At 68.7% G+C, this 26,722-nt stretch carries 25 protein-coding genes and 1 pseudogene; 8 read left to right on the forward strand and 18 right to left on the reverse strand.

Going from position 1 to position 26,722, the window contains the following annotated elements; genetic code table 11:
* Positions 1-63: 63 nt before the first annotated feature.
* The 11 genes from ACXYX3_RS23800 to ACXYX3_RS23850 all read right to left on the reverse strand — a co-directional run bounded on the left by ACXYX3_RS23800 (position 64) and on the right by ACXYX3_RS23850 (position 12,523).
* Positions 64-1,587, reverse strand: a complete 1,524-nt coding sequence (locus tag ACXYX3_RS23800; RefSeq protein WP_458609258.1) for a VWA domain-containing protein — start codon at positions 1,585-1,587, stop codon at positions 64-66.
* Positions 1,588-1,590: 3 nt separating this feature from the next.
* On the reverse strand, positions 1,591-2,712 hold the full coding sequence (locus ACXYX3_RS23805) for an AAA family ATPase (RefSeq protein WP_458609260.1): 1,122 nt from the start codon (positions 2,710-2,712) through the stop codon (positions 1,591-1,593).
* 2 nt (positions 2,713-2,714) lie between these two features.
* Positions 2,715-4,007, reverse strand: a complete 1,293-nt coding sequence (mdo, locus tag ACXYX3_RS23810; RefSeq protein ID WP_458609262.1) for an NDMA-dependent methanol dehydrogenase — start codon at positions 4,005-4,007, stop codon at positions 2,715-2,717.
* Between the two features lie 135 nt (positions 4,008-4,142).
* On the reverse strand, positions 4,143-5,522 hold the full coding sequence (locus tag ACXYX3_RS23815) for a cation:dicarboxylate symporter family transporter (protein WP_241204654.1): 1,380 nt from the start codon (positions 5,520-5,522) through the stop codon (positions 4,143-4,145).
* 55 nt (positions 5,523-5,577) lie between these two features.
* Positions 5,578-6,660, reverse strand: a complete 1,083-nt coding sequence (egtE, locus tag ACXYX3_RS23820; RefSeq protein WP_458609264.1) for an ergothioneine biosynthesis PLP-dependent enzyme EgtE — start codon at positions 6,658-6,660, stop codon at positions 5,578-5,580.
* The gene (gene egtD, locus ACXYX3_RS23825) at positions 6,657-7,622 is read right to left on the reverse strand and encodes an L-histidine N(alpha)-methyltransferase (RefSeq protein ID WP_458609265.1); all 966 of its coding nucleotides are present in this window, start codon (positions 7,620-7,622) and stop codon (positions 6,657-6,659) included. The genes egtE and egtD overlap by 4 nt, the downstream gene beginning before the upstream one ends.
* Positions 7,622-8,323, reverse strand: a complete 702-nt coding sequence (gene egtC, locus ACXYX3_RS23830; RefSeq protein ID WP_458609266.1) for an ergothioneine biosynthesis protein EgtC — start codon at positions 8,321-8,323, stop codon at positions 7,622-7,624. The genes egtD and egtC overlap by 1 nt, the downstream gene beginning before the upstream one ends.
* Positions 8,316-9,614, reverse strand: coding sequence for an ergothioneine biosynthesis protein EgtB (egtB, locus tag ACXYX3_RS23835; protein ID WP_458609267.1), 1,299 nt, complete (start codon positions 9,612-9,614; stop codon positions 8,316-8,318). The genes egtC and egtB overlap by 8 nt, the downstream gene beginning before the upstream one ends.
* Entirely contained in the window at positions 9,611-10,876 is a 1,266-nt protein-coding gene (gene egtA / locus ACXYX3_RS23840; protein WP_458609269.1) for an ergothioneine biosynthesis glutamate--cysteine ligase EgtA, read from the reverse strand. Before egtA ends, egtB begins: the two co-directional genes overlap by 4 nt.
* A gap of 130 nt (positions 10,877-11,006) precedes the next feature.
* A complete protein-coding gene (locus tag ACXYX3_RS23845) occupies positions 11,007-11,645 on the reverse strand; it encodes a sensor domain-containing protein (protein ID WP_458612207.1) in 639 nt (212 codons plus the stop codon).
* Positions 11,646-11,668: 23 nt separating this feature from the next.
* Entirely contained in the window at positions 11,669-12,523 is an 855-nt protein-coding gene (locus ACXYX3_RS23850) for a helix-turn-helix transcriptional regulator (protein WP_458609270.1), read from the reverse strand.
* A gap of 100 nt (positions 12,524-12,623) precedes the next feature.
* On the opposite strand from ACXYX3_RS23850, the gene ACXYX3_RS23855 reads away from it, so the two are divergent.
* On the forward strand, positions 12,624-13,610 hold the full coding sequence (locus tag ACXYX3_RS23855) for an aldo/keto reductase (RefSeq protein WP_458609271.1): 987 nt from the start codon (positions 12,624-12,626) through the stop codon (positions 13,608-13,610).
* Between the two features lie 8 nt (positions 13,611-13,618).
* Here ACXYX3_RS23855 and mrf read toward each other — a convergent pair whose 3' ends face one another.
* Positions 13,619-14,773 carry a ribosome hibernation factor-recruiting GTPase MRF gene (mrf, locus tag ACXYX3_RS23860; RefSeq protein ID WP_458609272.1) on the reverse strand — a complete coding sequence of 385 codons (1,155 nt, stop codon included), beginning with the start codon at positions 14,771-14,773 and terminating at the stop codon, positions 13,619-13,621.
* A gap of 98 nt (positions 14,774-14,871) precedes the next feature.
* Between mrf and rpmB the strand changes: the two genes are divergently transcribed.
* From rpmB to rpsR, 4 genes are read left to right on the forward strand one after another with little or no spacing between them, the layout of a single operon-like run.
* Positions 14,872-15,105, forward strand: coding sequence for a 50S ribosomal protein L28 (gene rpmB / locus ACXYX3_RS23865; RefSeq protein ID WP_241204662.1), 234 nt, complete (start codon positions 14,872-14,874; stop codon positions 15,103-15,105).
* Positions 15,105-15,272 (forward strand): 50S ribosomal protein L33, encoded by a 168-nt coding sequence (gene rpmG, locus ACXYX3_RS23870; protein ID WP_458609273.1) that lies wholly within the window; start codon positions 15,105-15,107, stop codon positions 15,270-15,272. The genes rpmB and rpmG overlap by 1 nt, the downstream gene beginning before the upstream one ends.
* Entirely contained in the window at positions 15,272-15,571 is a 300-nt protein-coding gene (gene rpsN / locus ACXYX3_RS23875; protein WP_458609274.1) for a 30S ribosomal protein S14, read from the forward strand. Before rpmG ends, rpsN begins: the two co-directional genes overlap by 1 nt.
* Positions 15,568-15,807: a 30S ribosomal protein S18 gene (gene rpsR, locus ACXYX3_RS23880; protein WP_458609275.1), complete on the forward strand. Its 240-nt coding sequence runs from the start codon at positions 15,568-15,570 to the stop codon at positions 15,805-15,807. Before rpsN ends, rpsR begins: the two co-directional genes overlap by 4 nt.
* 70 nt (positions 15,808-15,877) lie before the next feature.
* On the opposite strand, the gene ACXYX3_RS23885 is transcribed toward rpsR, so the two are convergent.
* From ACXYX3_RS23885 to ACXYX3_RS23910, 6 genes are all read right to left on the reverse strand, one after another.
* Positions 15,878-17,320 (reverse strand): catalase, encoded by a 1,443-nt coding sequence (locus ACXYX3_RS23885; protein WP_458609276.1) that lies wholly within the window; start codon positions 17,318-17,320, stop codon positions 15,878-15,880.
* A 90-nt stretch (positions 17,321-17,410) separates the two neighbouring features.
* Positions 17,411-17,878 carry a hypothetical protein gene (locus ACXYX3_RS23890; RefSeq protein ID WP_458609277.1) on the reverse strand — a complete coding sequence of 156 codons (468 nt, stop codon included), beginning with the start codon at positions 17,876-17,878 and terminating at the stop codon, positions 17,411-17,413.
* A gap of 69 nt (positions 17,879-17,947) precedes the next feature.
* Entirely contained in the window at positions 17,948-19,642 is a 1,695-nt protein-coding gene (locus tag ACXYX3_RS23895; RefSeq protein ID WP_458609278.1) for a dihydroxyacetone kinase subunit DhaK, read from the reverse strand.
* Positions 19,643-19,728: 86 nt separating this feature from the next.
* Entirely contained in the window at positions 19,729-20,775 is a 1,047-nt protein-coding gene (locus ACXYX3_RS23900) for a DUF4185 domain-containing protein (RefSeq protein ID WP_458612208.1), read from the reverse strand.
* Between the two features lie 83 nt (positions 20,776-20,858).
* Positions 20,859-21,893: an aspartate-semialdehyde dehydrogenase gene (locus ACXYX3_RS23905; RefSeq protein ID WP_458609279.1), complete on the reverse strand. Its 1,035-nt coding sequence runs from the start codon at positions 21,891-21,893 to the stop codon at positions 20,859-20,861.
* Between the two features lie 2 nt (positions 21,894-21,895).
* Positions 21,896-23,161, reverse strand: a complete 1,266-nt coding sequence (locus tag ACXYX3_RS23910) for an aspartate kinase (protein WP_458609280.1) — start codon at positions 23,159-23,161, stop codon at positions 21,896-21,898.
* Between the two features lie 87 nt (positions 23,162-23,248).
* Between ACXYX3_RS23910 and ACXYX3_RS23915 the strand changes: the two genes are divergently transcribed.
* The 3 genes and pseudogenes from ACXYX3_RS23915 (at position 23,249) to ACXYX3_RS23925 (ending at position 26,630) form a co-directional block, all read left to right on the forward strand.
* On the forward strand, positions 23,249-23,830 hold the full coding sequence (locus ACXYX3_RS23915) for a nitroreductase family protein (RefSeq protein ID WP_458609281.1): 582 nt from the start codon (positions 23,249-23,251) through the stop codon (positions 23,828-23,830).
* 101 nt (positions 23,831-23,931) lie between these two features.
* Positions 23,932-25,194 (forward strand): annotated as a pseudogene (locus tag ACXYX3_RS23920) (IS30 family transposase).
* 182 nt (positions 25,195-25,376) lie between these two features.
* Complete coding sequence (locus ACXYX3_RS23925; RefSeq protein ID WP_241204672.1) at positions 25,377-26,630, forward strand: ammonium transporter; 1,254 nt, start codon at positions 25,377-25,379, stop codon at positions 26,628-26,630.
* Positions 26,631-26,722 lie beyond the last annotated feature (92 nt).

The raw sequence follows: 26,722 nt of genomic DNA on the forward strand, positions 1-26,722 counted from the left end.
CCTCGCCAACCCTCGCGCCGGTCACGTGCTGTGACCGGGCGTTTCCAGGGTACGACCCGCAGGTCACCTGCCGACCGCTTCCGCCGCGAAATCGTGGGCGGCGCTTTCCAGACCCGTCAGGTCGGCCACCACCCGCACCCGGTCGCAGAACTCGGCGTACCGGGGCAGATCGCAGCTGCCCAGACCCCACGAGTAGCGCGGCTCCGGGGTGAGCCACACGGTTTCGCGCGCGCGGCGGGTGATCTCCTCGAACGCGGCCAGGTTGGGATCGCGGCCGTTCGTGCGACCGTCTCCGAGCACCAGCACCGTGGTGCGCCGGGTCACGGCCGACGAGTGCTCGGCCAGGAACTCGCCGAACACGGCTCCGTAGTCGGAGTTCGCCGCCGTGTCGACGACATCGCCGCCGAAGATCTGCCCGAGGGCTCGATCGTCGGGTAGCTCGCGGAACAGTTCTGTGGTCTCGGCGACGTCGGCGACGAACACGAACGATCGAACCTGGGTGAACAGGTCCTGCAGTCCGTGCACGAGGCTCAGCGTGAACCGCGACGTGGCTCGCACCGACAGGCTCACGTCGGCCAGCACGACCAGCCGGGGCCGGTCCTCGGCGCGCCGCACGGTCACCGGCATGAACGGCACCCCGTCGAAGCGCATGTTGCGGCGCATGGTCTGGCCGGAGTCGACGCGCCCCGCGGCCGCGATCCGGCGCCGGTGGGTCAGCGCGCCGTGCAGGGTGCGGGCGAGCCGGCGCAGCGAGTCCTCGAGGTCGGCGCGTTCGGCCTCCCCGATCCGGTCCACCCGGGCTTCGCGCCGCTCCCGCGTCTCGACGATCGCGGTTTCCAGCGCCAGTAGCGCCTCCAGGTGACGCCTCAGTGCCTGCGGCAGATTCTCCAGGACCCCTGCCAGCCGCCTGCGCATCGCCGCGGCGTCACCTTGGTCCCCGTCCTGGGTACCGAATTCGCCGTCCAGCCAACCGAGTAGGGCCTCCTGCTGGGCGATGGTCAGCTCCGCGTCCACGGGGGTACCGGCCGACGTCGAGAGCGTGCCGACGGTGGGCGCACCGCTCAGCCGGTCGGTGGACAGCTGCACCCGGTAGGCGTCATCGGCGCCTGTGCGGGCCTGATCGCTGAACGCGATCTCGTCGGTCAAGGCGGCCAGGTCGATCTTGTTGGCCTCCTGGTGCATGTTGTAGCGCTGGGCGAGGTCCTCCTGTTTGAAGTAGTCGCGGATGCTCGATGGCTTCCCGTGCTCGTGACCCTGCTCCGGGGTGTCGCTGGGTTGCTCTGAGAGCGTGAAGGATTCGAGCTCGCCGGTGTCGACGAGGTCGTCATGGGCGTGGGAGTGCCCGTGCCCGGAGGCGTCGTCACCCACCCGCACGAGGTGGAAGAACGCGTCGAAGATCTCGTCGAAGACCGGGCCGTCACGCTCGTCCTTGATCAGCGCGACGCGCAGTGCGGTGCGCAGCACGGCCCGTGACGACAGCACCCCGGGTTGCGCGGCGCACCGCATCGCGTCGGTCGCCTCGGGGATCGAGACCCGCACCCCGCCCAGACGCAGAAGCCGCACGAAGCGGTGCAGCGTGGCTTCCATCGGTCACAGTGCCCGGCGTCGGCCCAGCAGGGTCGTTTCCGACTGCTCCGACTTCTTGGGCGTGCCGTAGTAGCCGTCCGTGAAGCGGCCGGGTTTGTCCTTGGCCAGCCGGGCGGTCCGACCGTCGTCGCCGTGATCATGGTGATCGTGGTCGTGACGGTGGTCGTGCCCGTGCGGATGACCATGCGAATGGTGATGGTGCTCCGGTACTTTCGCGTTCGGGTCGACCAGCCGCGGCAGCGCATCGAGTGCCTTGCGCACGTCCTTGTCGTACTTGACGACCACCGACACGGTGTCCGAGAGCACCTGGGCGGTCAGATCGTCGACACCCAGGACGGCCAGGGTGCGGGCCCAGTCGATGGTCTCGGAGATGCTGGGCGCCTTGCGCAGTTCCAGGTCCCGCAACCCGCGCACGACGTCGACGAGCTGGGTGGCCAGCGCGTCGGACAGGCCGGTGTTCTTCGACTGCACGATCTGCAGTTCCCGCTCGGCGGCCGGATAGTCGAGGAACAGGTGAAGGCACCGCCTCTTGAGCGCTGCCGCGAGATCTCGGGTGTTGTTCGATGTGAGGATCACGTAGGGCACGTGGGTGGCGGTGAAGGTGCCCAGTTCGGGAACCGAAACCTGATATTCGCCGAGCAGTTCGAGCAGGACCGCCTCCAATGCCTCGTCGGCGCGGTCGATCTCGTCGATCAGCAGTACCACCGGTTCGTCGGACCGGACCGCCTCCAGCAGGGGGCGCGGCGCCAGGAAGCGATCGGAGAAGAACACGCTCTCCTGGGTACCGATGCGCTCGACGGCCTCGTCGAGATCCGTCGCATCGGCCACCAGCTGCCCGATCTTCTCGCGAAGGATCTGGGTGTACAGCAGCTGCTTGCCGTAATCCCATTCGTAGAGCGCCTTGGTCTCGTCCTGGCCTTCGTAGCACTGCAGGCGCAGCAGCCGGCGGCCTGTCGCAGCCGCCAGCATCTTGGCCAATTCGGTCTTGCCGACCCCGGCGGGCCCCTCGATCAGCAGCGGCTTGTCCAGGCGGGTCTGCAAGAACACGGTGGTGGCCAGGCGCTCGTCGGCGATGTAACCCTGCCCGGCGAGCGCCTCGCGCACCTCCTCCACGGTCGCGAACATCGTTACGGCAGCAGCTCGTCGAGGCTGCCGGTCATGCAGTGCTCGACCACCGGGCGCACGGTGTCGAACGTGCACTCCTTGGCGTTGCCCGGCGTGCAGGCATCACCGAGGACGTGGTTGGTGATGCGGTCGACGTCGGCCTTGTCGCCCTTGATCACCGGTGCGTTCTCGTAGAACTTGGTGGGGCCCTTGCCCAGCCGGTTCTTCGAGTAGCTGTCCTGCTTGACGTCGACGAAGCGCTCGATGATGTTGACGTCGCGCAGCAGGCGGATCGCCGCGGCCAGTGCGGCGTCGGCGGCCTGCACGTCGGTCATGCCGTAGGTGTCCACGCCCATCGCCTGGGCGATGTCGGCGAAGCGCTTGTAGGCCACCGGCATGTTGAATGCCCACACCCGGGGCAGCGCGATCGCGTTGTTGAGGCCGTGGTGGGTGTCGTAGAACGCGCTCACCGCGTGCGAGATCGAGTGGATGATGCCGAGGCCACCGGAGTTGAACGCCTGCGCGGCGATGTACTGGGCGTACATCATGCCCTCACGGCCCTTGAGATCCGTTCCGTTCCAGGTGGCTTCGCGCAGGTTCTCGGCGGTCAGCTTGATCGCGCGGATCGCGTTGCCCAGCGACGGTTCGAAGTTGAGCCGTGACACATAGGGTTCCGAGGCGTGCGCGAGCACGTCGAAGCCGCACTGTGCGGTGTAGTCGGTCGGGCATTCGTAGTACAGCACCGGGTCGTCGACGGCCAGCGTCGCCACCGACGCGTCGTCGAATGCCACGTACTTGTGCGGGTTGTCGGGATCGGTGGTGGTGTCGGTGATGACGTAGGCCCAGGAGGTCTCCGAGCCGGTGCCCGCGGTGGTGGAGATCGCGATGTGCGGCGGGTTCTTCGGGTTCTCGCTCTTGTTGAAGCCCTCGAAATCGTTGACGTTGCGGCCGTCATGGGCGATCGAGATGCGGGCGCCCTTGCACGCGTCGTGGGTGGAGCCGCCGCCGATGGAGATGAAGCTGTCGCACTCGTTCTCCTGGTAGAGCTTCACCGAGTCCATGACGTTGTAGTCCTTGGGGTTGGACTCCACCTTGTCGTAGACGACGACCTCGAGGCCGTGCCATTTCAGCGACTCGGCCATGTTGTGCACGATGTCGGTGCCGCGCAGGCCCGAGCTCATCAGCAGGACCCGCTTGAAGCCCATCTTGAGGGCCTCCGGGCCGACCATCTCATGCGCGCCGGGCCCCATCATGGCGCGGGGGAATGGGTGAAACTCCTTGATGGGGAAGGGCTTCAGAAGATCTTCGACCTTCATGGCGGGGTCCTCTCTGCGGTGCTGCCGGTGGTGTCGGGGACCACCATGGCACGTCAGATGTGACCGACAGAACAGTTGCCGGGCACAACCGAATCGTCGGGCAGCGCAAGTGCGGACGGGCGGGCAGGGCCCTACCTACCCGGTCGGAGAGGTCTCCTTGGGCCGGTCGCTGGTGTCGTGGTCGTCGACCATCGTGGATTCGTCGAACGGGCGGTGGCCGTCGAGGACGTCGCGCAGCCGCTCCTCGTCGACGCTGTGCGTCCAGTGCCCGACCAGCAGGGTGGCGACGGCGTTGCCGGAGAAGTTGGTCAACGCGCGCGCCTCGGACATGAACCGGTCGATGCCGACGATGATCCCGACGCCGTCGAGCAGTTCGGGTCGGTGGCTCTGCAGCCCGGCCGCGAGCGTGGCCAGCCCGGCGCCGCTGACGCCGGCGGCACCCTTGGAGGCGACGATCATGAACGCGAGCAAGCCGAGTTGTTCGGGGATGGACAGCGGGTCGCCCAGGGCGTCGGCGATAAACAGCGACGCCATGGTCAGGTAGATCGCGGTGCCGTCGAGGTTGAAGGAGTAGCCGGTGGGCACGACGATGCCGACGGTCGCGGGTTTGACCCCGGCGTGCTCCATCTTCGCGATCAGCCGCGGCAGCGCCGATTCCGACGACGACGTCGCGACGATCAGCAGATATTCGCGGGCCAGGTACCGGGCGAGCTTGAACACCGACACCCGCGCCACGGTCCACAACAGCGCGCCGAGCACCCCGAAGACGAAGATCACGCAGGTCAGGTAGAAGGCCGCCATCAGCACGCCCAGCTGGATCACCGCCTCGAAGCCGGTGTCGCCCACCACGGCCGCGATCGCGCCGAAGGCACCGATCGGCGCGAGCCACAGCACGCCGATCAGGATCTTGAACACAAGCTTCTGCAGCGCCTCGATGCCGCGCAGCAACGGCTCCCCCGCGGTGCCCAGCGACTGGATACCGAAACCGACGAGCAGCGCCACGAACAGCGCCTGCAGCACGTTGCCTTCGGTCACCGACGAGAACAACGTCGACGGGATGATGTTGGCGATGAAGTCCATTGTGCCGCCGGCAGATTCGGCCTCACCGGCCAGCTCGACACCCTTGCCGGGGTCGTTGGGCACATTGAGCCCGGTGCCGGGACTGATGATGTTGCCGACCACGAGGCCGATGGCCAGCGCCACCGTGGACATCACCAAGAAGTAGGCGATGGCAAGGCCGCCGACCTTGCCCACCGCGGTCGCGGCCTTCACCTTGCCGATGCCCAGGACGACGGTGCAGAAGATGACCGGGACGATCATCATCTTGATCAGCTTGACGAACAGCTCCCCCAGCACGCCGAGCGATCCGGCCACCTCGGGCGCCACCAGGCCGACGACGACGCCGGCGATGACCGCGGCGATCACCATGAGGTAGAGCCAGTGGGTGCGGTCGCGCTTCTTCTCCGGCTTCTCTGTTCTCTGCGGTCCGGATTCGTCGGCGTCGGTGGCGGTCATGCTCGGCATCCCCCTCCAGTGATGGTGAAGCAGGGATAACCAGAAGTGCCCCGCGTCACACCCTGGTCACGACCGCCAAAGCGGAGGCCAGGATCGCCAGGTCGTCGTCGGTCACGTCGACGTGCGGCGAGACGCGCAGGGCGGGACGGGTCAACTCCTTCGGCGCGCGCTCGACGCCGACGAACGTGGTCAGGATGCTGTGCTCGGCGATCAGCTCCTCCCGCACCGCTGCGGCGTCGACGCCCTCGGGCGGGGTCAGCGTCGTGATCGCGCTCGGTTCGTCGACGTTTTCCCGTATGTGCCAGCCCGCGACGTCGGCCAGCGCGCGGCGGGTCTGAGCCCCCACCTCGCGCAGCCGGGCCTGGATGTCCGCCGGGCCTGCGGCGAGGTGCTCGCCGAGCGCCACCGAAAACCCGACGTGCGAGGCGACGCTGGCTTCAGCGTGCGCGATCCGCTGCTGCGTGCCGTCCGACAGCAACCCGGGGCGGGTGGCCAGCACACCCACGCCGCGCGGCCCGGCCGACCATTTGCGCGACGACGTGTAGATCGCATCAGCGCCGATGTCCGTGCAGTCGAGGTGCGCGAAACCTTGTGCCGCGTCTACGATCAGCGGCAACCCCTGGCTGCGGCACGCGCCGGCCAGTTCGCGCGCCGGCTGGACCACCCCGCTGTGGCTGCCCAGCATCGTCAGGTGCACCAGCGCGGGCGGATCGTTGGAGAGAGCCGCGCCGACGGCGTCGAGGTCGAGCCGACCGAAACCGTCGACGGGCAGGTCCCGGATCTCGAAGCCGTGGCGGGCCATGATCGCGAGGTTGGGACCGTATTCGCCGGTCAGGCAGGCGATCACCCGGTCACCGGCCCAGTCCGCGAGCAGGATGTCGAATGCGTGGTTGGACCCCGTGGTGAAGAACACCTCGGCGTCGGCCATCCCGGCCATCGCTCGCACCGCGGCCCGGCCCGCGGCCAGTACCGGGGCCGCCGCGACGGCAGCGACATAGCCGCCGACCTCGGCTTCGTGCTGCGCGTGTCGTGCCGCCGCCTCGAGGGCCGCGACACTCTGACGCGAGCATGCGGCGCTGTCCAGGTGCACTCCGGCCGCCGGGGGGCGCGCGGCCCGCCACTCCTGCGCGAGTGTCACTTGACCGCCAACGACAGGCCGAAGTCGCCTGCCTCATCGGTCCACCACTGTGTGCGGGTCAGGCCGGCCGCGCGGAGTTCGGCGTCCACGCCCGCGGGCCGGAACTTGCACGACACTTCGGTGAGCATCTCCTCGCCGTCGGCGAAGTCGACAGTCAGGTCGAGCGCAGGGATGCTCACGCGCTGCGCGCGATCCGACCGCAGCCACATCTCGATGCGCTCCTCGTCGGGGTTCCAGCGGGCCACATGGGTGAATGCGGTGGCGTCGAAATCCGCACCCAGTTCCCGGTTCACGACAGCGAGCACGTTCAGGTTGAACCGGGCCGTCACCCCGGCGGCGTCGTCGTAGGCGCGCACCAGCCGCTCGGTGTCCTTGACCAGATCGGTGCCCAGCAGCAGGGTGTCGCCCGGCTGCATCATCGCCGCCACCGACGACAGGAATTCGGCACGGGGGCCGGCGGTGAGGTTGCCGATGGTGGAACCCAGGAACGCGATCAGGCGGCGGCCGGCGGCCGGGATCTTGCCCAGATGCTCCTCGAAATCCCCGCACACCGCGGCGATCTCGATGCCCGGGTATTCGTCGGCGATCGCGGCGCCCGCCGCCTCGAGCACCGTCGCATCGACGTCGAACGGGATGAATCTGCGCAGTGCGCCGCGCTCGCGCATCGCGTCGAGTAGTCGGCGGGTCTTCTCCGACGTGCCGCTGCCCAGTTCGACCAGGGTGTCGGCGCCGGAGGCGGCCGCGATCTCCGCGGCGCGCGCCGCGAGGATCTGCGCCTCCGCACGCGTCGGGTAGTACTCGGGCAGCCGGGTGATCTGGTCGAACAGGTCGCTGCCCACGGAATCGTAGAACCACTTGGGCGGCAACGACTTCGGCGCACCGGTCAATCCATCGCGGACATCGCGACGCAAGGCCGCCTCGGCGGCGTCGGCGGCCAGGTAGTTCTCCAGCGAGAACGTCATCACGATCCTTTCAGCGGGGTGAGGTCGACCCGAGCGTCGATCCCGTTGCCGGTCACCGACACGAGGTGGCGATCGGGGATCTCCTGCCACGCCGGGTCGTCGTCATAGGGTTCGCTGGCCACCACCACGCCGTCGGGCCGGCGCAGTACCGACAGGGTGTCGCCCCACGTGGTGGCCAGCAGGTGAGAACCGTTGCCGGCCAGGATGTTCAACCGGGCGTTCGGATCGTCGGCGGCCACCGAGGCCACGGTGTCGCCGAGCCGGTCGAGTCCCCGATCGAAGATCAGCGCGGCCAGCAGAGCGCTGTCGTTGGTCGATTCGGCGTGCGAGGACAACGGCAGGACCGCGCGATCGACCACCCCGTTGTGCGAGAGCAGCCAGGTGCCGTCGGTGAACGGCGCCGACGCCGAGGGCTCGATCGGCATCCCGACGCTGGCCGAGCGCACCGCGGCGACCACGCAGGAACTCCTCAGCGCAGGCGCGACCGACGCGAACGACGCGTCACCCCACAGGGGTGCGGCGCTGCGCCACCGTCGGGGCTGCCCGTCGTCGAAAAACCCTGCACCCCAACCGTCTGCGTTCATCAGCCCGTGTTTCTGCCGGCGCGGCGCATAGGACTGCACCAGCAGCCCGGACGGCGGGTCGAGCATCAGCGACGCCAGCGTGACCGGCGCGCCCGACCAGGCCAGGTGCCTACACATCCCAGGCCAACCGCACGCCCGAGAAGATCTGTCGGCGGATCGGATGGTCCCAGTTGCGGAAGCTCGGCCGCAGGATTCCGGGCGCCACCGCCCAGGAGCCGCCGCGCAGGACGCGGTATTCCCCCGAGGTGATCCCGTCGAAGAACGGGGACGAGTATTGCTCGTACACCATCGGCGTGAACCCCGGCCACGGCCGCAACGTCGAGGTGGTCCACTCCCACACGTCACCCAGCATCTGTTCGGCGCCGTAGGCCGAGGCACCGCCGGGATAGGCGCCGACCGGAGCCGGCCGCAGCGCGGTGCCCCCGAGGTTGACCCGCTCGGCAGACGGCGCGTGCGACCCCCAGGGGTAGCGCCGGCGCCGACCGACCGCAGGGTCCCAAGCGCACGCTTTCTCCCATTCGACCTCCGTGGGCAGGCGGGCACCGGACCACGCCGCGTAGGCCTGCGCTTCGTGGAAGTCGATGTGCTGCACGGGCTCGTCGGCGGGGATGTCCTCGATGTGGCCGAAGCGGGTGCGGGTACCGGCCAGAGTGCCGGTGTTCCAGAACTGCGGCGCGGTCAGCCCGGCCTGCTGCCGATGGGCCCACCCGGCATCCGTCCACCAGCGACGCTCGTCGTATCCGCCGTCGTCGATGAACTGTTGCCATTCGGCGTTGGTGACGGGGACCCGGCCGATGCGGAACGCGGGAACGTCGACCGTGTGCGCGGGCCGCTCGTTGTCCAGCGAGAAGGGCTCGGTGGCCGGGTCGACGCCGAGCACGAACTCACCCGCGGGCACCTCGACCCATGTCCCGGCGAGCCTGGCGCGGCCTTCGGGCAGCGCGCAGCCACGGTCGAGCAGCGGCGCACCTGAGCGCAGGTTCAGCGCCTGCAGCATGGTCTCGTCGTGCTGGTTCTCGTGGCTGGCCACCATTGCGAACGTGAAGGCCTCGGGATGATCGTCGGGCAGCGCATCCAGCGCGTCGAGCACCTTGTTGCGCACCGTGGCGCAGTACGCGCGGGCATCGGCGGGCGGCAGCAGCGGCAGGTCGACCCGGCTGGCCCGGGAATGCACGAACGCGTCATAGAGCTGGTCGACCTGGCGCGACAGCATCCCCGGCCGGTCGGGGTTGCCGCCCCGCAGCAGCCACAGCTCTTCCTGCTGGCCGATGTGGGCGAGGTCCCAGACCAGCGGGCTCATCAACGGGTCGTACTGGCGCCGCACCTCGGCGTCGTCGAAGTCGACCAACCGCAGGGTTCGGTCGCGGGCGGTGATCAATTCCTCGGCGAGCACCTCGCGCGCGGTCACAGTTCTCCTTCTGCCAGGTGGGTGATCGCACCGGCGATGCCGGTGTCCACCACGCGGTCGGCGACGTCGTCGGCGGCGCAGCGGCCTCGCTCGACCGCACGCACCAGCATGTCCATGGACTCCGCCACCTCCGACGGCGCCCGTTCGGCCGCGGCGCTCACACAGGTGAGCGCGGCCGCGTGCAGATGACGATCAGCCAGGCCCACGCGGGCCGCGCGATCCCACGCCGTCGCGACCTCCTCGGTGGCTTCGGCCGCGATGTCGGCCGCGACCGGATCGTCGAGAAGTGTCGCAAGGGTCCACGCCACCGCGGGCCACAGTTCGTCCGGCACGCTGTCCAGATAGCGGATCTCCAGGAACCCGCGGGGACGCACCGGGGGAAACAGCGTGGTCAGGTGGTAGTCGAGGTCGGCTTTGGTAGGCCGTCGGCCGCCGAGTAGCACCCGGCCGTCGGCCCAGTCCGCGAACGGCACCCATTCGGTGACCGGTTCCGGGTCGGGGGTGTGCACCAGCATGACGGGTGCCCGCAGGGCGTAACGCGCCCAGTCGCTGGCCGGATCGTCTCCGCTGGCGCCGAGCACGGGGCCGCAGCGCGCCGAGTCCAGTTGGGACCACACCCGCTGACGGCTGGATTGCCAGCCGGTGAAGGCGCCCGCCAGCACCGGCGAATTCGCCGCGACGGCGACCATGGTCGGACCGAGCGCATGGGCCAGCCGGACCCGGTCCGCCCACTGGGAACGCGGACCCGCCTCGAGGTTGACCTGGATCGACGCCGTCGACGTCATCATCGCCGCACCCGCCTCCCCGGTGCCGCTGGTCGAGAAGAACGTCTCCATGGCCTGGTAGCGGCCACCGGGGTTGACCCGCTGGGGTGGCCGCAGCGGGTCGGCACCGAGGAGCACCAGACCCAGGCCCTCCCGGCGGAACGCCGTGCGCAGCGCCGCGCGATCCGAACGCATCGCCGCGATCGCGGCGGCGGGCTCGGCCGCCGGCGGCCCTGACAGCTCGACCGCGCCGCCGGGCTCCACGGTGACCACGCTGCCGCCGGGCAGAGGGGGCAGAGTCGCGATCGTCGCAGTCAGCTCGTCCCAGCCCGGACGGCGCGCGGGATCGGCCAGAACGAAGCAGTGCGCCTCGACTTCGAGGCCGACTCCGCCGACGGGTCCGTCGACCAGACAGCTGCCGACGAGGCGTTCGGCGGCGGCTTCGGCGCTGGCCAGTGTGTCGCCGGCGGAAACGTCGCACGGCATGGTGCGGGCCATATCAGCCGCCCTCTTTCCATCGTTGACGATCTGCGAAGACGAGTCTTCCCTTTTATCTTCCAGACCGCACCGACAATTTCCCCGTCCGCGGCGTGACACACCTATGACGTGCCCGCCGGGACCCGCAGCGTTACTGGCCCAGGGTGTTCTGGATCGCGCCGGCGAGCACGTTGACGGCGGGTCCGCCGTTGCCCGATTGGCACACCTTGGCCTGCAGCAGGACGTTCTCGCGCAGCCGGGTGGTGACGAAGCAGCGCCGGTCGGCTCCGACCTCCTGTTTGACCCAGTCGGCCTGGTCGGCACCGGCGGGCCCGCCCGTGAAGCTCCACACCTGGGTGGCGCCGTTGTCGAGGTGCATCGCGCTGGTCTGGCCGTTGCAGCCGACGGTCCGGTCGACGACGCGGTGATACGCGCGGCCGGCGGCCTCGGACGTGGCGAAGACGCCGACCGCCTGTTTGACGAAGTGCGTCATGTCGGTCGGGGATTCCTGGGCCGTCGCACCGTTGAACGCGGCGAGGTCGGGATCGAGGTACACCTCGGGCAACCCGATGTCGGCCCAGTTGTTGCAGACCGGATCGTCGACCCAGTAGGCCTGGAACGGCGCCGTGAACGTCGACTCGAATCCGAGGCGCGCCCCCACGATGTTGCCCACCGACCCCTTGTTCAGAACGGCGTAGTTCACCACTCCGGGATCGGACGGCCGGGCGGCGGCGGGGGTGGCCGGCGCGACAGCCACTCCCACTCCCGACATGGTCACGGCAACGATCATCCGCGCGGTGCTCACCGAGCCGATCATGCCAGGCCCGCCGGAGCCGGTCCCACAACGCTGAGCAGCCGCAGGTTCTCCAGCGCTGCGGACCCGGGCGGCGGTGTGAGCACCACCAGCTTCTGCCCGTGGGTCGCTGCCAGGACCTCGCAATCGAGGGTCAGCGGGCCCACCGCCGTCACGAACGTCTTTCGCTGCATCCTCCGGACGGCCACCTCGTGGCGCGTCCACAGTGCGGCGAATTCCGAGCTCTCCCGGAGCAGAGCGTCGATGAGTTCCCGCATGTCCGGGTCGGCCCGCCGGCGCGCCCACGCCGCCCGCAGATCGGCCACCATGATCCGGCTGTGCTCGTCGCGCTCGTGCGGCGGTACGCGCTCACGCATCCGCGGGTCGGTGAACCACCGATAGCTCATGCTCGCCGACGGCCCGGTGCTCGCATGCGCTCCGAGATCGCCCATCAGCACTGTGGCGAGTTGGTTCTGGGCCAGGACGACGTAGGTGTCGGAGGTGACGAACGCCGCGGCGTCGCGCATCTGGTCGAGGACGAACATCAACGCGGGTCCGACGTGCATCGAACGGTTGCCGCGATCGGGGGCCGCGTGGCCCGCGAGGTGGTGCAGATGGTCGGTCTCGTCCTCGGAGAGCCGCAACGCCCGCGCCATCGCCCGCACCATCTGAGTGGACGGTTGCGTGCTCCTCGCCTGCTCCAACCGTCCGTAGTAGTCGGCCGACATCCCGGCCAGCTGCGCCACCTCCTCGCGCCGCAGCCCCGACGTGCGTCGACGTGCGCCTTCAGGCAGGCCGACCTCCGCGGGCGTGATGGCCTCTCGTCGTCGGCGCAGGAACCCTGCGAGGGCGTCACGGTCCATCCGACCATCCATCCAGCCATTGTGGTCACCACGTCCCCGCGTAGCCAGGGACTCCGAGTCCCCGGCGAAGCGTGCCGTGGTTGTGCCGTCGCATTCCGTCGACAGTGTGGTCATGAAAACGACCACACTCGGATCACTGACCACATCCGCACTCGGGCTCGGGTGCATGGGTATGTCGGGGGCCTACGGCCACGCCGACCGGGCGGAGAGCGTGGCGACCGTACGCGCGGCTCTCGAGGCCGGGATCACCCTGCTGGACACCGGCGATTTCTACGGCACGGGGCACAACGAGCTGTTGCTGTCCGAGGCGCTGCGTGCGATCCCACGCGAGCAGTACCAACTCAGCGTGAAGTTCGGGGGGCAACTCGGCCCCGACGGCTCCTGGGTCGGGTTCGACGCGCGCCCGGCGTCGGCGAAAGCCGCCGCGGCGTATTCGCTGCAGAGGCTGGGTACCGATTACATCGACATCTACCGGCCCGCGCGCCTCGACCCGACCGTGCCGATCGAGGAAACCGTCGGCGCCATCGGCGAACTCGTCGACGGCGGATTCGTGCGGCACATCGGACTCTCCGAAGTCGGCGCGGACACCCTGCGGCGCGCCGCCGCGGTTCGGCCGATCTCCGATCTGCAGATCGAGTACTCGCTGGCCTCCCGCGGGGTCGAACGCGACATCCTCGCAACCTGTCGGGAACTCGGCATCGGCATCACGGCCTACGGCGTGCTGGCCCGCGGTCTCCTCGGCGGGCACTGGACCGCAGCCGGCATCGGCGATGGTGACATGCGGACGCTCAGTCCGAGGTTCTCCGGCGAAAACCTCACGCACAACCTCGATCTGGTCGAAGCGCTCCGCCGGGTGGCCGACGAGCTCGGTATCTCGGTGGCGCAGGCCGCCATCGCCTGGGTCATCGCCCGCGGCACGGATGTCGTTGCGCTCATCGGCGCGCGCACCCGTACCCGGTTGACCGAGGCGCTCGGGGCGGTCGACATCGAGCTGACCGACGCCCAACTGGGCCGCATCGAGGCGGCGGTACCCGCAGAGCGGGTGGCCGGCGACCGCTATCCCGCGGCCCACATGGCGGCACTCGACTCGGAGCGCTGAGCCACCTGTCAATCCCCGGCGTGGCCTTCGCGATCCGGGAGCGCGGTGGACACCTGCTCACCGCACGGGTCGGCATGCCAGTCCCCGAAAGGGTCTGCGTAACCGGACCATTCGTCGTCATCATTCATCTCGTCGTCGGTCAGGACGGCGTCGCGCAGAGCGCGGGTGATGTCGCCGTCGTGGGCTCCGCACGTCAGCACGGCCAGCGAGGTGTGCCGGTCGCCGTGGCGCGGGTCCCACATCAGAGCCGCCATCGCACGGCGCTCCGGATCGACGTAGGCCACCTCGCGAGACGTCATCGCCGCCAGCCACTTCCCTGCGTTGGTGACCCGCAGCCCACCGCCCGCGGACTCCAGCCACATCACCCTGTCAGACCGGTTCGCCAACCAGAGCCGCCCGCGGCTGCGCACCACGCCGTCGAGTAACACGTCGAGTGCGTCGTGCAGACGTTCGGGATGGAATGGCCGCCGCGCGGTGAACTCGACCAGCCCGACGCGACCGTCGGGATCCAACGGTGGTTGACCACCCAGGAGCGAGGCGTGCGGATCGCGCCCGCGCCCGCGCCGCGCGTCGGGTTCGAGGTGCGCGAGCGCGAGTTCCAGCCGGTCGCTGCCGACGGTGATGCGGGCCCGCGGCGCGAGTCTGCGCACCACGGCGAGGGTTTCGGGGTCCGGAGCTGTCACGACGGCGACGTCGGCGAACTCGGCCTGCCCCACCACGACCTGCGCCACGGTGCGCCCGTCGGCCAGCTCGTCCTCACCGAGCGCCTGGGACAGCCAGCTGCCCGTGTCGACGGCCGTGATCACCGCGCCGAGGGACACCTCGCGGGCCGCGGCCGAGTGCGTGATCGCGGCGCAGACGGGCTCGGGCTCCAGCCACGCGGCGAGGCGCACCACGATGCGCTCGAGGTCACCTCGGCGGTGCAGGTGACACAGGTGGGCCAGCAGATCCTCGCGCACGGTGCAGGCCAGGCAGCAGTTCGTCAGCTCCAGGACGGCGTCGGCTTTCACGGTGACTCCGCGCTGCACCGAGGCGGTGGTGCGGTGCACCACGTGCCCGTCGAAGTAGTGCTCCACCACCGTGGTGCCGGGGCGCTCGAGGAGCACTCGAGCGATCTCGGCGGTGCCGTCCTGGCCGGACACGACGATGACGGGGGTGCGCATCGGCTGACTCCTTATCGGGAATGATTTTCACTAACGACGCGTTCACGCTACAGTCCACTCCGCATCTTGTCGAAAACGATTTTCAATAAGGAGGCGCCATGGCAGCTCGCTGCCAGGTCACCGGTCGCGCGCCCGGCTTCGGCAACGCGGTGTCGCATTCGCACCGCCGCACCCGCCGGCGCTGGGACCCCAACATCCAACGCAAGACCTATTACCTGCCGTCCGAAGGTCGCCGAATCACGTTGCGCGTCAGTGCAAAGGGCATCAAGACCATCGACCGCGACGGCATCGAATCGGTGGTGGCCCGCCTCCGCCGGGAAGGAAGACTCTGATGGCACGAACCACTGACATCCGCCCCGTGGTCAAGCTCCGCTCGACAGCCGGCACGGGCTACACCTACGTCACCCGCAAGAACCGGCGCAACGATCCCGATCGCATCGTGTTGCGCAAGTACGACCCTGTCGCGCGTCGCCACGTCGACTTCCGCGAAGAGCGCTGATGGCCAAGAAGTCCAAGGTCGTCGCCGACGCCCGGCGCCGTGAGGTGGTGGCCCGCTACGCCGAGCGCCGTGCCGAGCTGAAGGAGGTCATCCGTACGGGTGGACCTGACGAGAAGGCTGCCGCCCGAGCAGAGCTGAACCGGCAGCCGCGCGATGCGAGCCCCGTACGGCTACGCAACCGCGACGCCGTCGACGGCCGGCCCCGCGGCCATCTGCGCAAATTCGGGCTCTCGCGGGTGCGGGTGCGTGAACTCGCCCACCGCGGCGAGCTGCCCGGCGTGCGGAAGTCGAGCTGGTGAAGCGATCGAGGCGGGTGGCCGAGCCCGCGAAGAAGCGGCGGAACCTGTTGTCGTCGTTGGGGATCAAGGACGTCGATTACAAAGACACCGCCACGCTGCGGCAGTTCCTGTCCGAGCGCGGCAAGATCCGCTCGCGTGCGGTCACCGGCGTCACGGTGCAGCAGCAGAAGCAGGTCGCGGCGGCGATCAAGAACGCCCGCGAGATGGCGCTGCTGCCCTACCCGGGTCAGCGCTAGCTGCCGAGCGCACGGTTTCTGATGGGCCCTCTCGGGCGGTCTCGTCAGAAACCGTGCACTCGCGGCAGAATTAAGCGCCTCTCACGCCTTCCTCGACCTTCTTGCCCAGATCGGGATCGACGTTGCGCCAGTACTCGAACACCCGGGACAGCACCGGCTCCTTCACGCCATCGGACACATGGCCGACGATGTTGTGCACCAACCGGTCTCGCGCGTCGTCGTCGAGGACCTCCCGCACCAGCGTGCCGGCCTGACCCCAGTCGTCGTCCTCGGCGCGCAGGGCGTAGGCGGCGCGGACCATGTCCCCGTCGGACGCCCAGTGCACCTCCGACGCCCGCCGCGGATCGGCCTCGGGACCGCCCATCGAATTGGGCGCATAGACCGGGTCGGTGACGTTGTGGATACGCATCGGCCCGTCCTTGGAGTAGGCGCGCACCTCCACCTTGGGTTCGTTGACGGGGATCTGCTTGTAGTTGACCCCGAGGCGGTGCCGGTGCGCGTCGGCGTACGAGAAGCCGCGCGCCAGAAGCATCTTGTCCGGAGACAGACCGGTACCCGGCACGATGTTGTTCGGTTCGAACGCCGCCTGCTCGATCTGCGCGTGGTAGTCGACGACGTTGCGGTTCAACGTCATCTTCCCGACCTGCTGCAGCGGGTAGTCGCTGTGCGGCCAGACCTTCGTCAGGTCGAACGGGTTGAAGCGGTAGGTCTTCGCGTCCTCGAACGGCATGATCTGCACATGCAGCGTCCAGGACGGGAAGTTGCCGTCCTCGATGGAGGTGAACAGGTCGCGCTGGTGATAGTCGCCGTCTTCACCGGCCAGCCGGTCGGCGTCCTCCTGGGTCAGGTAGTCGATGCCCTGGTCGGTCTTGAAGTGGTACTTCACCCAGAACAGCTCGTCGCTGGCGTTCACCCAGCTGTAGGTGTGGCTGGAGTAGCCGTTCATGTGGCGCCACGTCTTGGGTATGCCGCGGTCCCCCATCAGCCAAGTGACCTGGTGCGCCGACTCCGGCGACAGCGTCCAGAAGTCCCACTGCATGTTGTGGTCGCGCACGTTCGACGCCTGCAGCCGTTTCTGGCTGCGGATGAAGTTCTGGAACTTCATGGGGTCGCGCAGGAAGAACACCGGGGTGTTGTTGCCGACCATGTCGAAGTTGCCCTCGGACGTGTAGAACTTCAGCGCGAACCCGCGCGGATCCCGCCAGGTGTCTGGGCTGCCCCGCTCGCCGGCGACCGTCGAGAATCTCGCGACCATCTCGGTCTTCACCCCGGGCTGTAGGAACGCGGCCTTGGTGAAGGCACTGACGTCGTGAGTGACCTCGAATTCACCGAAGGCGCCGCCGCCCTTGGCGTGCGGCTGCCGCTCCGGGATGCGCTCCCTGTTGAAGTTGGCCATCTGCTCGAGCAGGTAGTGGTCCTGCAGCAGGATGGGCCCATCGGGGCCGACGGTCAGCGAGTGTTCGAGGCTGGGGACCGGGGCCCCGCCGTCGGTGGTCGCGTACTTGTCAGACATCTACTCTCCTCAGGGGCTGGGCGGCTGCCGGGCTGCGCCGCCGAGGTGCGGGTACCCGAAAGCCGCACCCGTCACCCTGCCACCGGTGGGTCACGGCCGAGGCGTAGTCGGCGTATCCGGAGCGCCGCCCGGTGGCCGCGGGATCTCGATGATCTGTCCGGGTCCGAACGGCCCGGGGAACGCGGGCCCGCGTTGCATCCCTCCGGGCGGGCCCATCGGGAACATGGCCGTGCCGGGACGCATCATCATCTCGTGGCCGCGACCGTCGTAGTCGCGGTGATTGCCGACGGCCTTCCCGGTGAAGAAGCCGGCGCCGAAGATCACGACCACGATGAACAGCGAACCGGCGACGATGCCGACCCACGCCGCCACCTTGGTGAGGCGGCCCGACCGCTCGACGTACACGGTCTGCGGCGGTATCGACGAGGGCTGAGCGAAGGTGGCGGGCGGCTCGTTGTAGGTGGGCGGGAAGACGGGGCCGGTGGCGGGCTCGTTCTCCTCCGGCCGGGGTGACGACGGAGATGACGACGGTGTCGACGGTGGCGGTGTCTCACTCATGCGCACGATCCTGCTCCACGACGCACAACGAGGCTTAGGTGCCGGCTGTGAATACCCTTTGAGTCGGAGTCAGCGCACCGACAGCAGGTCGGCCAGCGCGTCGTCGACCGCGGGAGAACCACCGCCGGCGGTCTGCCACAGCAGCGCCGCCAGCCACGCGATCGCCACAGCACCGGCATCGGGCGTGCCGATCGCGCGCTCACCCACATAGGCGGCCCGGCCCCGGCCGGCGACCATGTCCGCGGTCGATGCGGCCGCCTCGATCCCCGCCAGCACCGAGGCCTCGTCGAGCGCGTCGACGCCGCGCGTGCGGGCGTCCTCGACGATCGCGGCCAGCGGATCGACCAGTGTGCGGTCGCCCGGCTCGGCGCCGCCGGCCCGCTGCACGGCGGTCAACGCGTCGGCGAGGCCGGCGAGCACGGCGCCGCCGAGCCCCTCGGACCGAGAATCCTCGGCACGGGACGACACCCCGCCGAACACCAGCCCCAGCAGCGGTCCGCTCGACCCGCCGACGTCGTCCAGGAACGCCGCCGCGAGATGGGAGAGATCGGCCACCACGTCGTCGTCGACGTCTCCGCGCCGCACCGCATACCCAACCCCGACCGCGAGGTTGTCGCCGAAGTCCCCGTCGCCGGCTGCCTGATCGAGCGCGTTGAACCGATCCCGTAGCCGCTCGGTTCGGCTCGCGACGTCCTGTAGCCAGGATGACGCGGACTCGGATGCGTCGTCGTCGGCCGCGACGCCGCGCAGGGTCCGGATTCCCGGGAACGGCCGGGGCCGGGGCAGCCCGGGTGTGCCGTGATCGGCGTACCAGTGCGGCAGCCAGGCCGGGTCGGCGTCGACCACCGTCAAGCTCACGCCCCGCATGTCCAGGGCAGTGCAGTACGCGCCCGCGACCAGGCTGCGCACCGTCAGGTCGCGGTCGGCGAGCGCCCTGGCCGCGGCGTCACCGACGTGCAGCAACTCGAGTTGCCCGGTTCCGCCGAGGCCGTTGACCAGCACCACGACTCCGTCCGGTGCGGACAGATCGGCGGTCAGCGCGTCGACCATGGTGCTGACCAGCCCGTCGAGGTCGGCGACCTCGATGGTCTCGCGTGCGGGCTCGCCGTGGATGCCGACGCCGAATTCGAGCGAGCCCGGCGATACGTCGAAGGCGCGGTCGCCGTCTCCCGGGCTGCGATGCGCCTCCGCGGCGATCGCCACCGTGCGCGATCGCGCGACGATGTCGCGGCCCAAGGCGGCCAGGTCCGCCAGGGACATCCCGTCGTCGGCCGCCGCGCCCAGCACTTTCTCGACGATCACCGTCGCCGCGGTGCCCCGCCTGCCGACCTTGCCGGCGTCGCGCGAACCCCAGTCGTCGTCGACCAGGACCTGCTCCACCGGGATGCCGTCGGCCCGCAGCCTCTCCGCGGCGATGTTGAAATTCAGGACGTCGCCGGTGTAGTTCTTCACGATCTGCAGCACGCCGTCCGGTCGCGCGACCTGGCTGCACGCCGCGTAGATCTGCCGATTGTGCGGGGAGGTGAAGATCTCGCCCGGGCAGGCCGCGTCCAGCCCGCCGCGGCCGACGAAACCACCGTGCATCGGCTCGTGGCCCGCGCCCCCGCCGCTGACCAGCGCGACTCTCCTCGCCTCGGCGGGCGCGTCGCTGTACAGGAACGGCGGGTCCTCGGAGTACGTGACACCCTCTCCGGCGACCATCGACAGGCCCGACAGTCCCGCACTCGCTCGTCTGGACCTCTCCGCGATGAACAGAACGGACACCGGTATCTCCCTTCCCCGCGCGATCACATCCGCCATGGACATCATGTCCGGTTTGTCGGCAGTGCAAACGCCGGCAGGGCGCACCGTCAGGGCTTGTACGGATTGACCGCGAACTGGATCACCCGGTAAGGGCTGCCTCCGCGCGGCATGGTGTTCCACTGGCTGACGAACACGCGCACCGCATCGGGTGTCGAGGCGGGCGAGAGATATCCCCCGTAGGGCTGGGCGAGCCGGTTGTCCTGCGGCGGTGGCAGATCCTCGGCCTGCTGCGGCCACGGCGCCGCGACGACGACGGTGGTCACCGGCGCAGTCCCGAGCTGGGTCGGATCGTTGGCGACGCGGATCTCCATGTTGCCGGTGCTGGCGTTGAAGTACGACAGCACGGTCTGCCCGTCGATCTGGCGCACGCTCATCTCACCGATCCGGTCGTCCCACAACGGCGCCGGCCGAGTACCCCAGCCCTCGGGCGACCAGGCCTGCCACGCAGCGCGATCGGTGAAGGTCTGCGGCGGCGTCCGGTAGAGAGTCAGCGGTCCGGTGCGATCGAAGTCGTTCGCGACGATGTACACCCAGCCCCGCGGCGAGTCTGCGGTCGGAATCGGGTCGTAGTACCCGCTGATCTGCGACTGCCCTCCCCCGGCGAAGGCGGCATCGCGCACTGAGCCGGGCACGGTGGACCACCGGCCTTGTCCCGCTTCGGCTTTTACCAGACGTGACGACCGGGGCCGCAGATCCTTGGTGGTGGTGACGAGCAGGTAGTTCTCGCGGTTGATCTCGACGATGCCGGCCGGCAGCTGCGACGATCCCGGCGGGGTCGGGTCGGCGAGCAGCGGGGTGTCGACCCCCGTCACCCCGTCGTAGCGCACCCCGCCGGCATCCTCGAGCGAGCCGTCGACCACGTGCAGCGCGATCGGCGAATACCACCCACCGAATCCGACACCTTGGCCGGCGAAGCTGTCACCGCACACCTGCAGGATGCCCGACGGGAACTGCATGAACTCGCAGAGATCCGTCGCGCCGATACCGTAATCGACTGTGGGCGTGCCTGTTCCGGCCACCGGACCGACGCGCAACACCTGCCCGGGCTGCAGCGGGGGAAGATCGACGGGCGTGGCAGACGCGGCGGGAGCCAGGGCCAGGGCGAGCACCAGCGCCGAGATCGACGAAATGGCGCCCGTCTCTCGCACTTATCCGCCCAAACGTCGGTTTCGGCGGATCAGAGCTGAGCGGCCAGCAGCTCGGCGATCTGAATGGTGTTCAGCGCAGCACCTTTTCGAAGGTTGTCCCCGGAGACGAAGAGTGCGAGGCCGCGGCCGTCGGGCACCCCCGGATCCTGGCGAATCCGGCCGACCAGAGAGTCGTCCACACCCGCGGCGGCCAACGGGGTGGGAACGTCGACCAGGGTCACACCGGGCGCGCCCGACAGGATCTCGGTCGCTTCAGCGGCCGACAGCGGCTGCGCGAACTCGACATTGAGCGAGAGTGAATGTCCGGTGTAGACCGGCACCCGCACGCACGTGCCCGACACGGCGAGGTCGGGGATGCCGAGAATCTTCCGACTCTCGTTGCGCAGCTTCTGGTCTTCGTCGGTCTCGCCGGAGCCGTCGTCGACGAGCGAACCCGCCAGCGGCACGACGTTGAACGCGATCGGCGCCACGTACTTGTTCGGCGCGGGGAAGGCCACCGCGCTGCCGTCGTGCACCAGCGCCTGGCTGTCGGCCACCACGGCGCTGGCCTGACCGAAGAGTTCGTCGACACCGGCCAGTCCGCTGCCCGACACCGCCTGGTAGGTCGAGGCGATCATCCGGACCAGGCCGGCCTTCTCGTGCAGCGGCTTGAGCACCGGCATCGCCGCCATCGTCGTGCAGTTCGGGTTGGCGATGATGCCCTTGGGCCGCACCCCGGCATCGCGCGCGAAGTTGACCTCTGAAACCACCAGCGGGACATCGGGATCCTTGCGCCAGGCCGAGGAGTTGTCGATCACGACCGCGCCCGCGGCGGCGAACCGCGGCGCCTGCACCCGCGACATCGTCGCGCCGGCGGAGAACAACGCGATGTCCAGCCCGGACGGATCCGCCGTCTCGGAGTCCTCGACCTCGATCTCCTGGCCGCGGAACTCCAGCTTCTTGCCCGCCGAGCGCGACGAGGCGAAGAACCGGACCTCGGTGGCGGGAAAGTCGCGTTCCGCCAACAGGGTTCGCATGACCTGGCCGACCTGACCGGTCGCGCCGACAACGCCTATCCGCACCATCTCTAGCGCCCCGTTCCCGCGTAGACGACCGCTTCCTCGTCACCGCCGAGCCCGAAGGCCTCGTGCAGTGCGGCGACGGCGCGGTCGAGTTCGGTGTCCTTGATCAGCACCGAGATGCGGATCTCGGACGTGGAGATCAGGTCGATGTTGATGCCGGCGTTGGCCAGCGCCTCGCAGAAGGTCGCCGTCACGCCCGGGTGTGAGCGCATGCCGGCCCCGATGAGCGAGACCTTGCCGATGTGGTCGTCGTAGAGCACCCGGGTGAAGCCGATCTCGTCCTGCAGCGAGGTCAGCTTCTCCACCGCGCCGGGCCCGCTCTCGCGCGAGCACGTGAACGTGATGTCGGTCTTGCCGTCTTCGACCTTGGAGATGTTCTGCAGCACCATGTCGATGTTGACGTCGGTGTCGGCGATCGCGCGGAACACCTGGGCGGCGTAGCCGGGGACGTCGGGCAGGCCGACGACGGTCACCTTCGCCTCGCCGCGGTCGTGGGCAACTCCGGTCAGAATGGCGTCTTCCATGGGGATGTCCTCGATCGATCCTGTGACGATGGTGCCGGGCCTGTCGGTGTACGACGAGCGGACGTGGATGGGCAGGTCGTAGCGGCGCGCGTACTCGACGCAACGCAGCATCAACACCTTCGCGCCGGCAGCGGCCATCTCAAGCATCTCCTCGAAGGAGACGGTGTCGAGGCGCTGGGCGTTGGGCACGATGCGCGGATCGGCGGTGAAGATGCCGTCGACGTCGGTGTAGATCTCGCAGACGTCGGCTTTGAGCGCGGCGGCTACCGCGACGGCGGTGGTGTCGGAACCGCCGCGACCCAGCGTGGTCACGTCCTTGGTGTCCTGGCTGACGCCCTGGAAGCCGGCGACGAGCACGATCTGGCCTTCGTCGAGCGCGGAGCGCAGCCGGGTGGGGGTGACATCGATGATCTTGGCGTTGCCGTGGGTACCGGTGGTGACCACACCGGCCTGGGAGCCGGTAAACGACCGGGCCTGCGCGCCGAGGGACTCGATCGCCATCGCGACCAGCGCATTCGAGATGCGTTCCCCGGCGGTCAGCAGCATGTCGAGTTCACGGACCGGCGGTGCGGGCGACACCTGCTTGGCCAGGTCGAGCAGTTCATCGGTCGTGTCACCCATGGCCGAGACCACGACGACGACGTCGTTGCCGGCCTTCTTGGTTTCGACGATGCGCTCGGCCACACGGCGGATGCGCTCGGCGTCGGACACCGAGGATCCGCCGTACTTCTGTACGACGAGCGCCACTACTCGAACCTTTCCAACGTGCGGGAATCCCGAACAAGGATAAAGGCTGCGCGCACGTGATTTATTCGCCCCAGTAGCGTCGGCGATGTGACACCCGATGCCCGGTCGGCCCAGACCTCGGTTCCCCTTCACCCGCCCATCGCCGCTCGCTGGAGTGCGCGGGCCTTCGATCCGACCGCGCAGATCAGTGACGACGACCTGGTCGCGCTGCTCGAGGCGGCCCGGTGGGCACCCACGTGGGGACGCCGCCAGCCGGTCCGATTCGTGGTGGGTCGCCGCGGTGAGGCGACCTTCGCCACGCTGTCCGACGTGCTCAGCAGAGGAAACAGCTACGCCCGGGTGGCCAGCGCGCTGATCCTGCTCTGCGCCGACCAGGGGCCTGACGAGAACACCGCGCTCTATTCCGGTGTCGACGCGGGATCGGCCCTGGGGATGTTGTCGGTGGAGGCCGTGTCGCGCGGGCTGATCGTGCATCCGATGGCGGGGTTCGACGCCAACCGGGCTCGCGAGGCATTCGATCTGTCCGCCGAGCTGCGTCCACTGATGGTGATCGCGGTCGGCCGGCTCGGCGATTACGCCGACGTCGACCCGGAGATCGCCGAGCGCGATTCGATGCCCCGCGAGCGGCGCCCGCTCGACGAGATCGTGCTGAACTGGCCGCTGGGCTGATCACGCTCGTCGGCGACGCCGAGTGTGCGTCCTGATACGCCTCTCGCGGGGCGGATTCAAGCGATCGATGCAACACCCCGTGTTGATTGAGGAGTGTTGCGATGGGTCGAGTCCCGTTGTGGTCGCGGATGCCGACGTTCTGGGAGCATGTCCGGGCGGGTCTGAGTCCGGCTGAGGCCGGTGTGGCTGTCGGCGTGTCCGACGGCTGTGGGAAGCGGTGGTTCCGTGAGGCTGGCGGCGTGAAACCAGCCACATCCCAAGCGAAACCGAGTGGCCCTCGTCGGCGGCTGACGTTGGACGATCGCATCGAAATTCAGGTAGGTGTGTGCACCGGTGAGTCGTTGCGATCCATCGGCCGACGATTAGGTCGGCCAGCATCGACGATCAAACGCGAAATCGACAACAACAGCGAGCTGCGGAACCGCCACCAGGGCCGTAAATCGGGGTATCGACGCAAACACGCCTTCGGTGCCCGCCAGAGCGGCAATGCCTCGTCGGTGCGTTATCTGGCCACAGCTGCTCACGACCGCTCGGCCGAACGCGCCCGTCGGCCCAAGCAGCGCCGACTGGCCTGCGATGACACCCTGCGCCAGGAGGTGCAGACTCGACTGGAGCTGCACCACAGTCCTCAACAGATCGCGAGGCGGCTGCGCAGCGATTTTCCCGACGATCCGGAGATGTGAGTGTCACACGAGGCGGTCTACCAGGCCATCTACGTGCAAGGGCGTGGATCGCTACGGCAAGAGCTGCACCGCTGCCTACGCACCAAGCGCGCGATCCGACACCCTCAGCGCCCTGCAGGAGCCCGTCGTGGTCGTATCCCCGGCATGATCAACATCAGCCAGCGTCCCGCCGAGGTCGCCGACCGAGCGGTTCCCGGGCACTGGGAAGGCGATCTGATTTTGGGGTCGACCGCCTCAGCCTCGGCGATCGGCACTCTCGTCGAGCGCAGCACCCGGTTCGTCATGCTGTTGCACCTTCCCGAGGATCACACGGCGCTGAGCGTGCAGAACGCGATCGTGGCCAAGATGAGCGAGCTGCCCGAGCACTTGCGTCGCTCGCTGACCTGGGACCAGGGCAGCGAAATGGCCAATCACGCAGCGATCGCCGCGGCCGCCGATCTCGACATCTACTTCTGCGATCCCCACTCGCCTTGGCAACGCGGCACGAACGAGAACACCAACGGGCTTCTGCGCCAGTACTTCCCCAAAAGCACCGACTTATCGCTGTGGGGGCCCGGCTACCTCGACAACGTCGCCGCCGAACTCAACGGCCGACCCCGCAAAACCCTCGACTGGAAAACCCCAGCCGAAGCCCTTAACCAACTACTGTCCAAACCGCCAACTGTTGCATCGACCCCTTGAACTCAAGCGGCGTGTTGCGGATGAAACCGCACACTCGCGCCGTCGGGCATGTTTGCCATCACACCGCAATCGCGCAATTCCGTTACGCGGACGAAACCTGAGGAAACAGTCCACGTAACAGAGACATCAGTAACTGTCGGTGAGCGGCTCTGCAGCGGGGCCGAGAATCGCAGGAGATGTTTATGGATACGGGAACGACCGCGTTCATGCTGTGTTGCATCATCGGCCTCACGCTGATGATCCCCGGCCTGGCGTTGTTCTACGGCGGCATGGTGTCCGTCAAGAGCTCGACCAACATGATGATGATGACGTTCGGCGCGGTTGCTGTGGTCGGCGTGCTGTGGGTGTTGTTCGGCTTCTCGATGGTCTTCGGCACCTCGTACGGCGGGTTCCTCGGCAACCTGACCGAATTCGCCGGCATGAAGGACCTTCTGGAGACGCAGACGACGATCTCAGGCCTGCCGGTCAGCTTGTTCTCGATCTTCCAGGCGCTCTTCGCCGCGATCACAGTGGCGCTGATCTCCGGGGCCGTCGCCGATCGGATGAAGTTCGGCGCCTGGATGGGCTTCGCGACCCTGTGGGCGGTGCTGGTCTACTTCCCGGTCGCCCATTGGGTTTTCGCCTTCGACGGCGTGGTCACCGAGGACTCGGCGGGTGGCTGGATCGCCAACAAACTCAAGGCCATCGACTTCGCGGGCGGTACCGCGGTGCACATCAACGCCGGCGCGGCCGCCCTGGCCGTCGCCATCGTGTTGGGCAAGTCGGCGAGCTGGGGCCAGCTGCGCAAGCCGCACAACGTGCCACTGACGCTGCTGGGCGCGGGGCTGCTGTGGGCCGGTTGGTATGCGTTCAACGGCGGTTCGGCTCTTGCTGCGGGTGATTCGGCCGCGATCGTCATGGTCACCACATTCGTCGCCACGTGCGCTGCCACGCTGGCGTGGATCGCGGTGGAGAAGATCAAGGACGGGCACGTGACCGGTGTCGGCGCGGCCTCGGGTGCGATCACCGGCCTGGTCGCGATCACCCCGGCCTGCGGCGCGGTGACGCCGGTCGGCGCGATCATCCTCGGCGCTATCGCCGGTGCGGTCTGTGTCTACGCCGTCGGCCTCAAGGAGCGCTTCGGTTACGACGATTCGCTCGACGTGGTCGGTGTTCACCTCGTGGGCGGCGTGATCGGCACCCTGCTGATCGGCTTCCTGGCGAGCGACTCGATGCCCAATGCCACCAACGGCCTGTTCTACGGTGGCGGGTTCGACCAGCTGTGGCGGCAGGCTGTGGCCGCGGGCGCGGTGATGATCTACTCGTTCGTCGTCGCCGGCATCATCGCCTTCGCGCTGAAGAAGACTGTCGGCATTCGCATTTCGCCCGACGACGAGGAGAAGGGCATCGACGCGGCGTTCCACCGCGAGGCGTCGTACGAACTCGCCTCTGTCTGAACGAACCATCAGAACGGCCGGTGCGGACTGGGTCCGCACCGGCCGTTCGACATGCGGCGTGTTTCCGCTACTGATACCTTGATTCCTAACAA

Source organism: Mycobacterium sp. Panama NTM2 (assembly GCF_054355555.1).

Bases quoted from the DNA above. Each gene is read 5' to 3' on its own strand.
- ACXYX3_RS23800 (WP_458609258.1), bottom strand. From the start codon at position 1,587: ATGGAAGCCACGCTGCACCGCTTCGTGCGGCTTCTGCGTCTGGGCGGG.
- ACXYX3_RS23805 (WP_458609260.1), bottom strand. From the start codon at position 2,712: ATGTTCGCGACCGTGGAGGAGGTGCGCGAGGCGCTCGCCGGGCAGGGT.
- mdo (WP_458609262.1), bottom strand. From the start codon at position 4,007: ATGAAGGTCGAAGATCTTCTGAAGCCCTTCCCCATCAAGGAGTTTCAC.
- ACXYX3_RS23815 (WP_241204654.1), bottom strand. From the start codon at position 5,522: ATGACCGCCACCGACGCCGACGAATCCGGACCGCAGAGAACAGAGAAG.
- egtD (WP_458609265.1), bottom strand. From the start codon at position 7,622: ATGACGTTCTCGCTGGAGAACTACCTGGCCGCCGACGCCGCCGAGGCG.
- egtC (WP_458609266.1), bottom strand. From the start codon at position 8,323: ATGTGTAGGCACCTGGCCTGGTCGGGCGCGCCGGTCACGCTGGCGTCG.
- egtA (WP_458609269.1), bottom strand. From the start codon at position 10,876: ATGGCCCGCACCATGCCGTGCGACGTTTCCGCCGGCGACACACTGGCC.
- ACXYX3_RS23845 (WP_458612207.1), bottom strand. From the start codon at position 11,645: ATGATCGTTGCCGTGACCATGTCGGGAGTGGGAGTGGCTGTCGCGCCG.
- ACXYX3_RS23850 (WP_458609270.1), bottom strand. From the start codon at position 12,523: ATGGATGGTCGGATGGACCGTGACGCCCTCGCAGGGTTCCTGCGCCGA.
- ACXYX3_RS23855 (WP_458609271.1), top strand. From the start codon at position 12,624: ATGAAAACGACCACACTCGGATCACTGACCACATCCGCACTCGGGCTC.
- mrf (WP_458609272.1), bottom strand. From the start codon at position 14,773: ATGCGCACCCCCGTCATCGTCGTGTCCGGCCAGGACGGCACCGCCGAG.
- rpmB (WP_241204662.1), top strand. From the start codon at position 14,872: ATGGCAGCTCGCTGCCAGGTCACCGGTCGCGCGCCCGGCTTCGGCAAC.
- rpmG (WP_458609273.1), top strand. From the start codon at position 15,105: ATGGCACGAACCACTGACATCCGCCCCGTGGTCAAGCTCCGCTCGACA.
- rpsN (WP_458609274.1), top strand. From the start codon at position 15,272: ATGGCCAAGAAGTCCAAGGTCGTCGCCGACGCCCGGCGCCGTGAGGTG.
- ACXYX3_RS23885 (WP_458609276.1), bottom strand. From the start codon at position 17,320: ATGTCTGACAAGTACGCGACCACCGACGGCGGGGCCCCGGTCCCCAGC.
- ACXYX3_RS23890 (WP_458609277.1), bottom strand. From the start codon at position 17,878: ATGAGTGAGACACCGCCACCGTCGACACCGTCGTCATCTCCGTCGTCA.
- ACXYX3_RS23905 (WP_458609279.1), bottom strand. From the start codon at position 21,893: ATGGTGCGGATAGGCGTTGTCGGCGCGACCGGTCAGGTCGGCCAGGTC.
- ACXYX3_RS23925 (WP_241204672.1), top strand. From the start codon at position 25,377: ATGGATACGGGAACGACCGCGTTCATGCTGTGTTGCATCATCGGCCTC.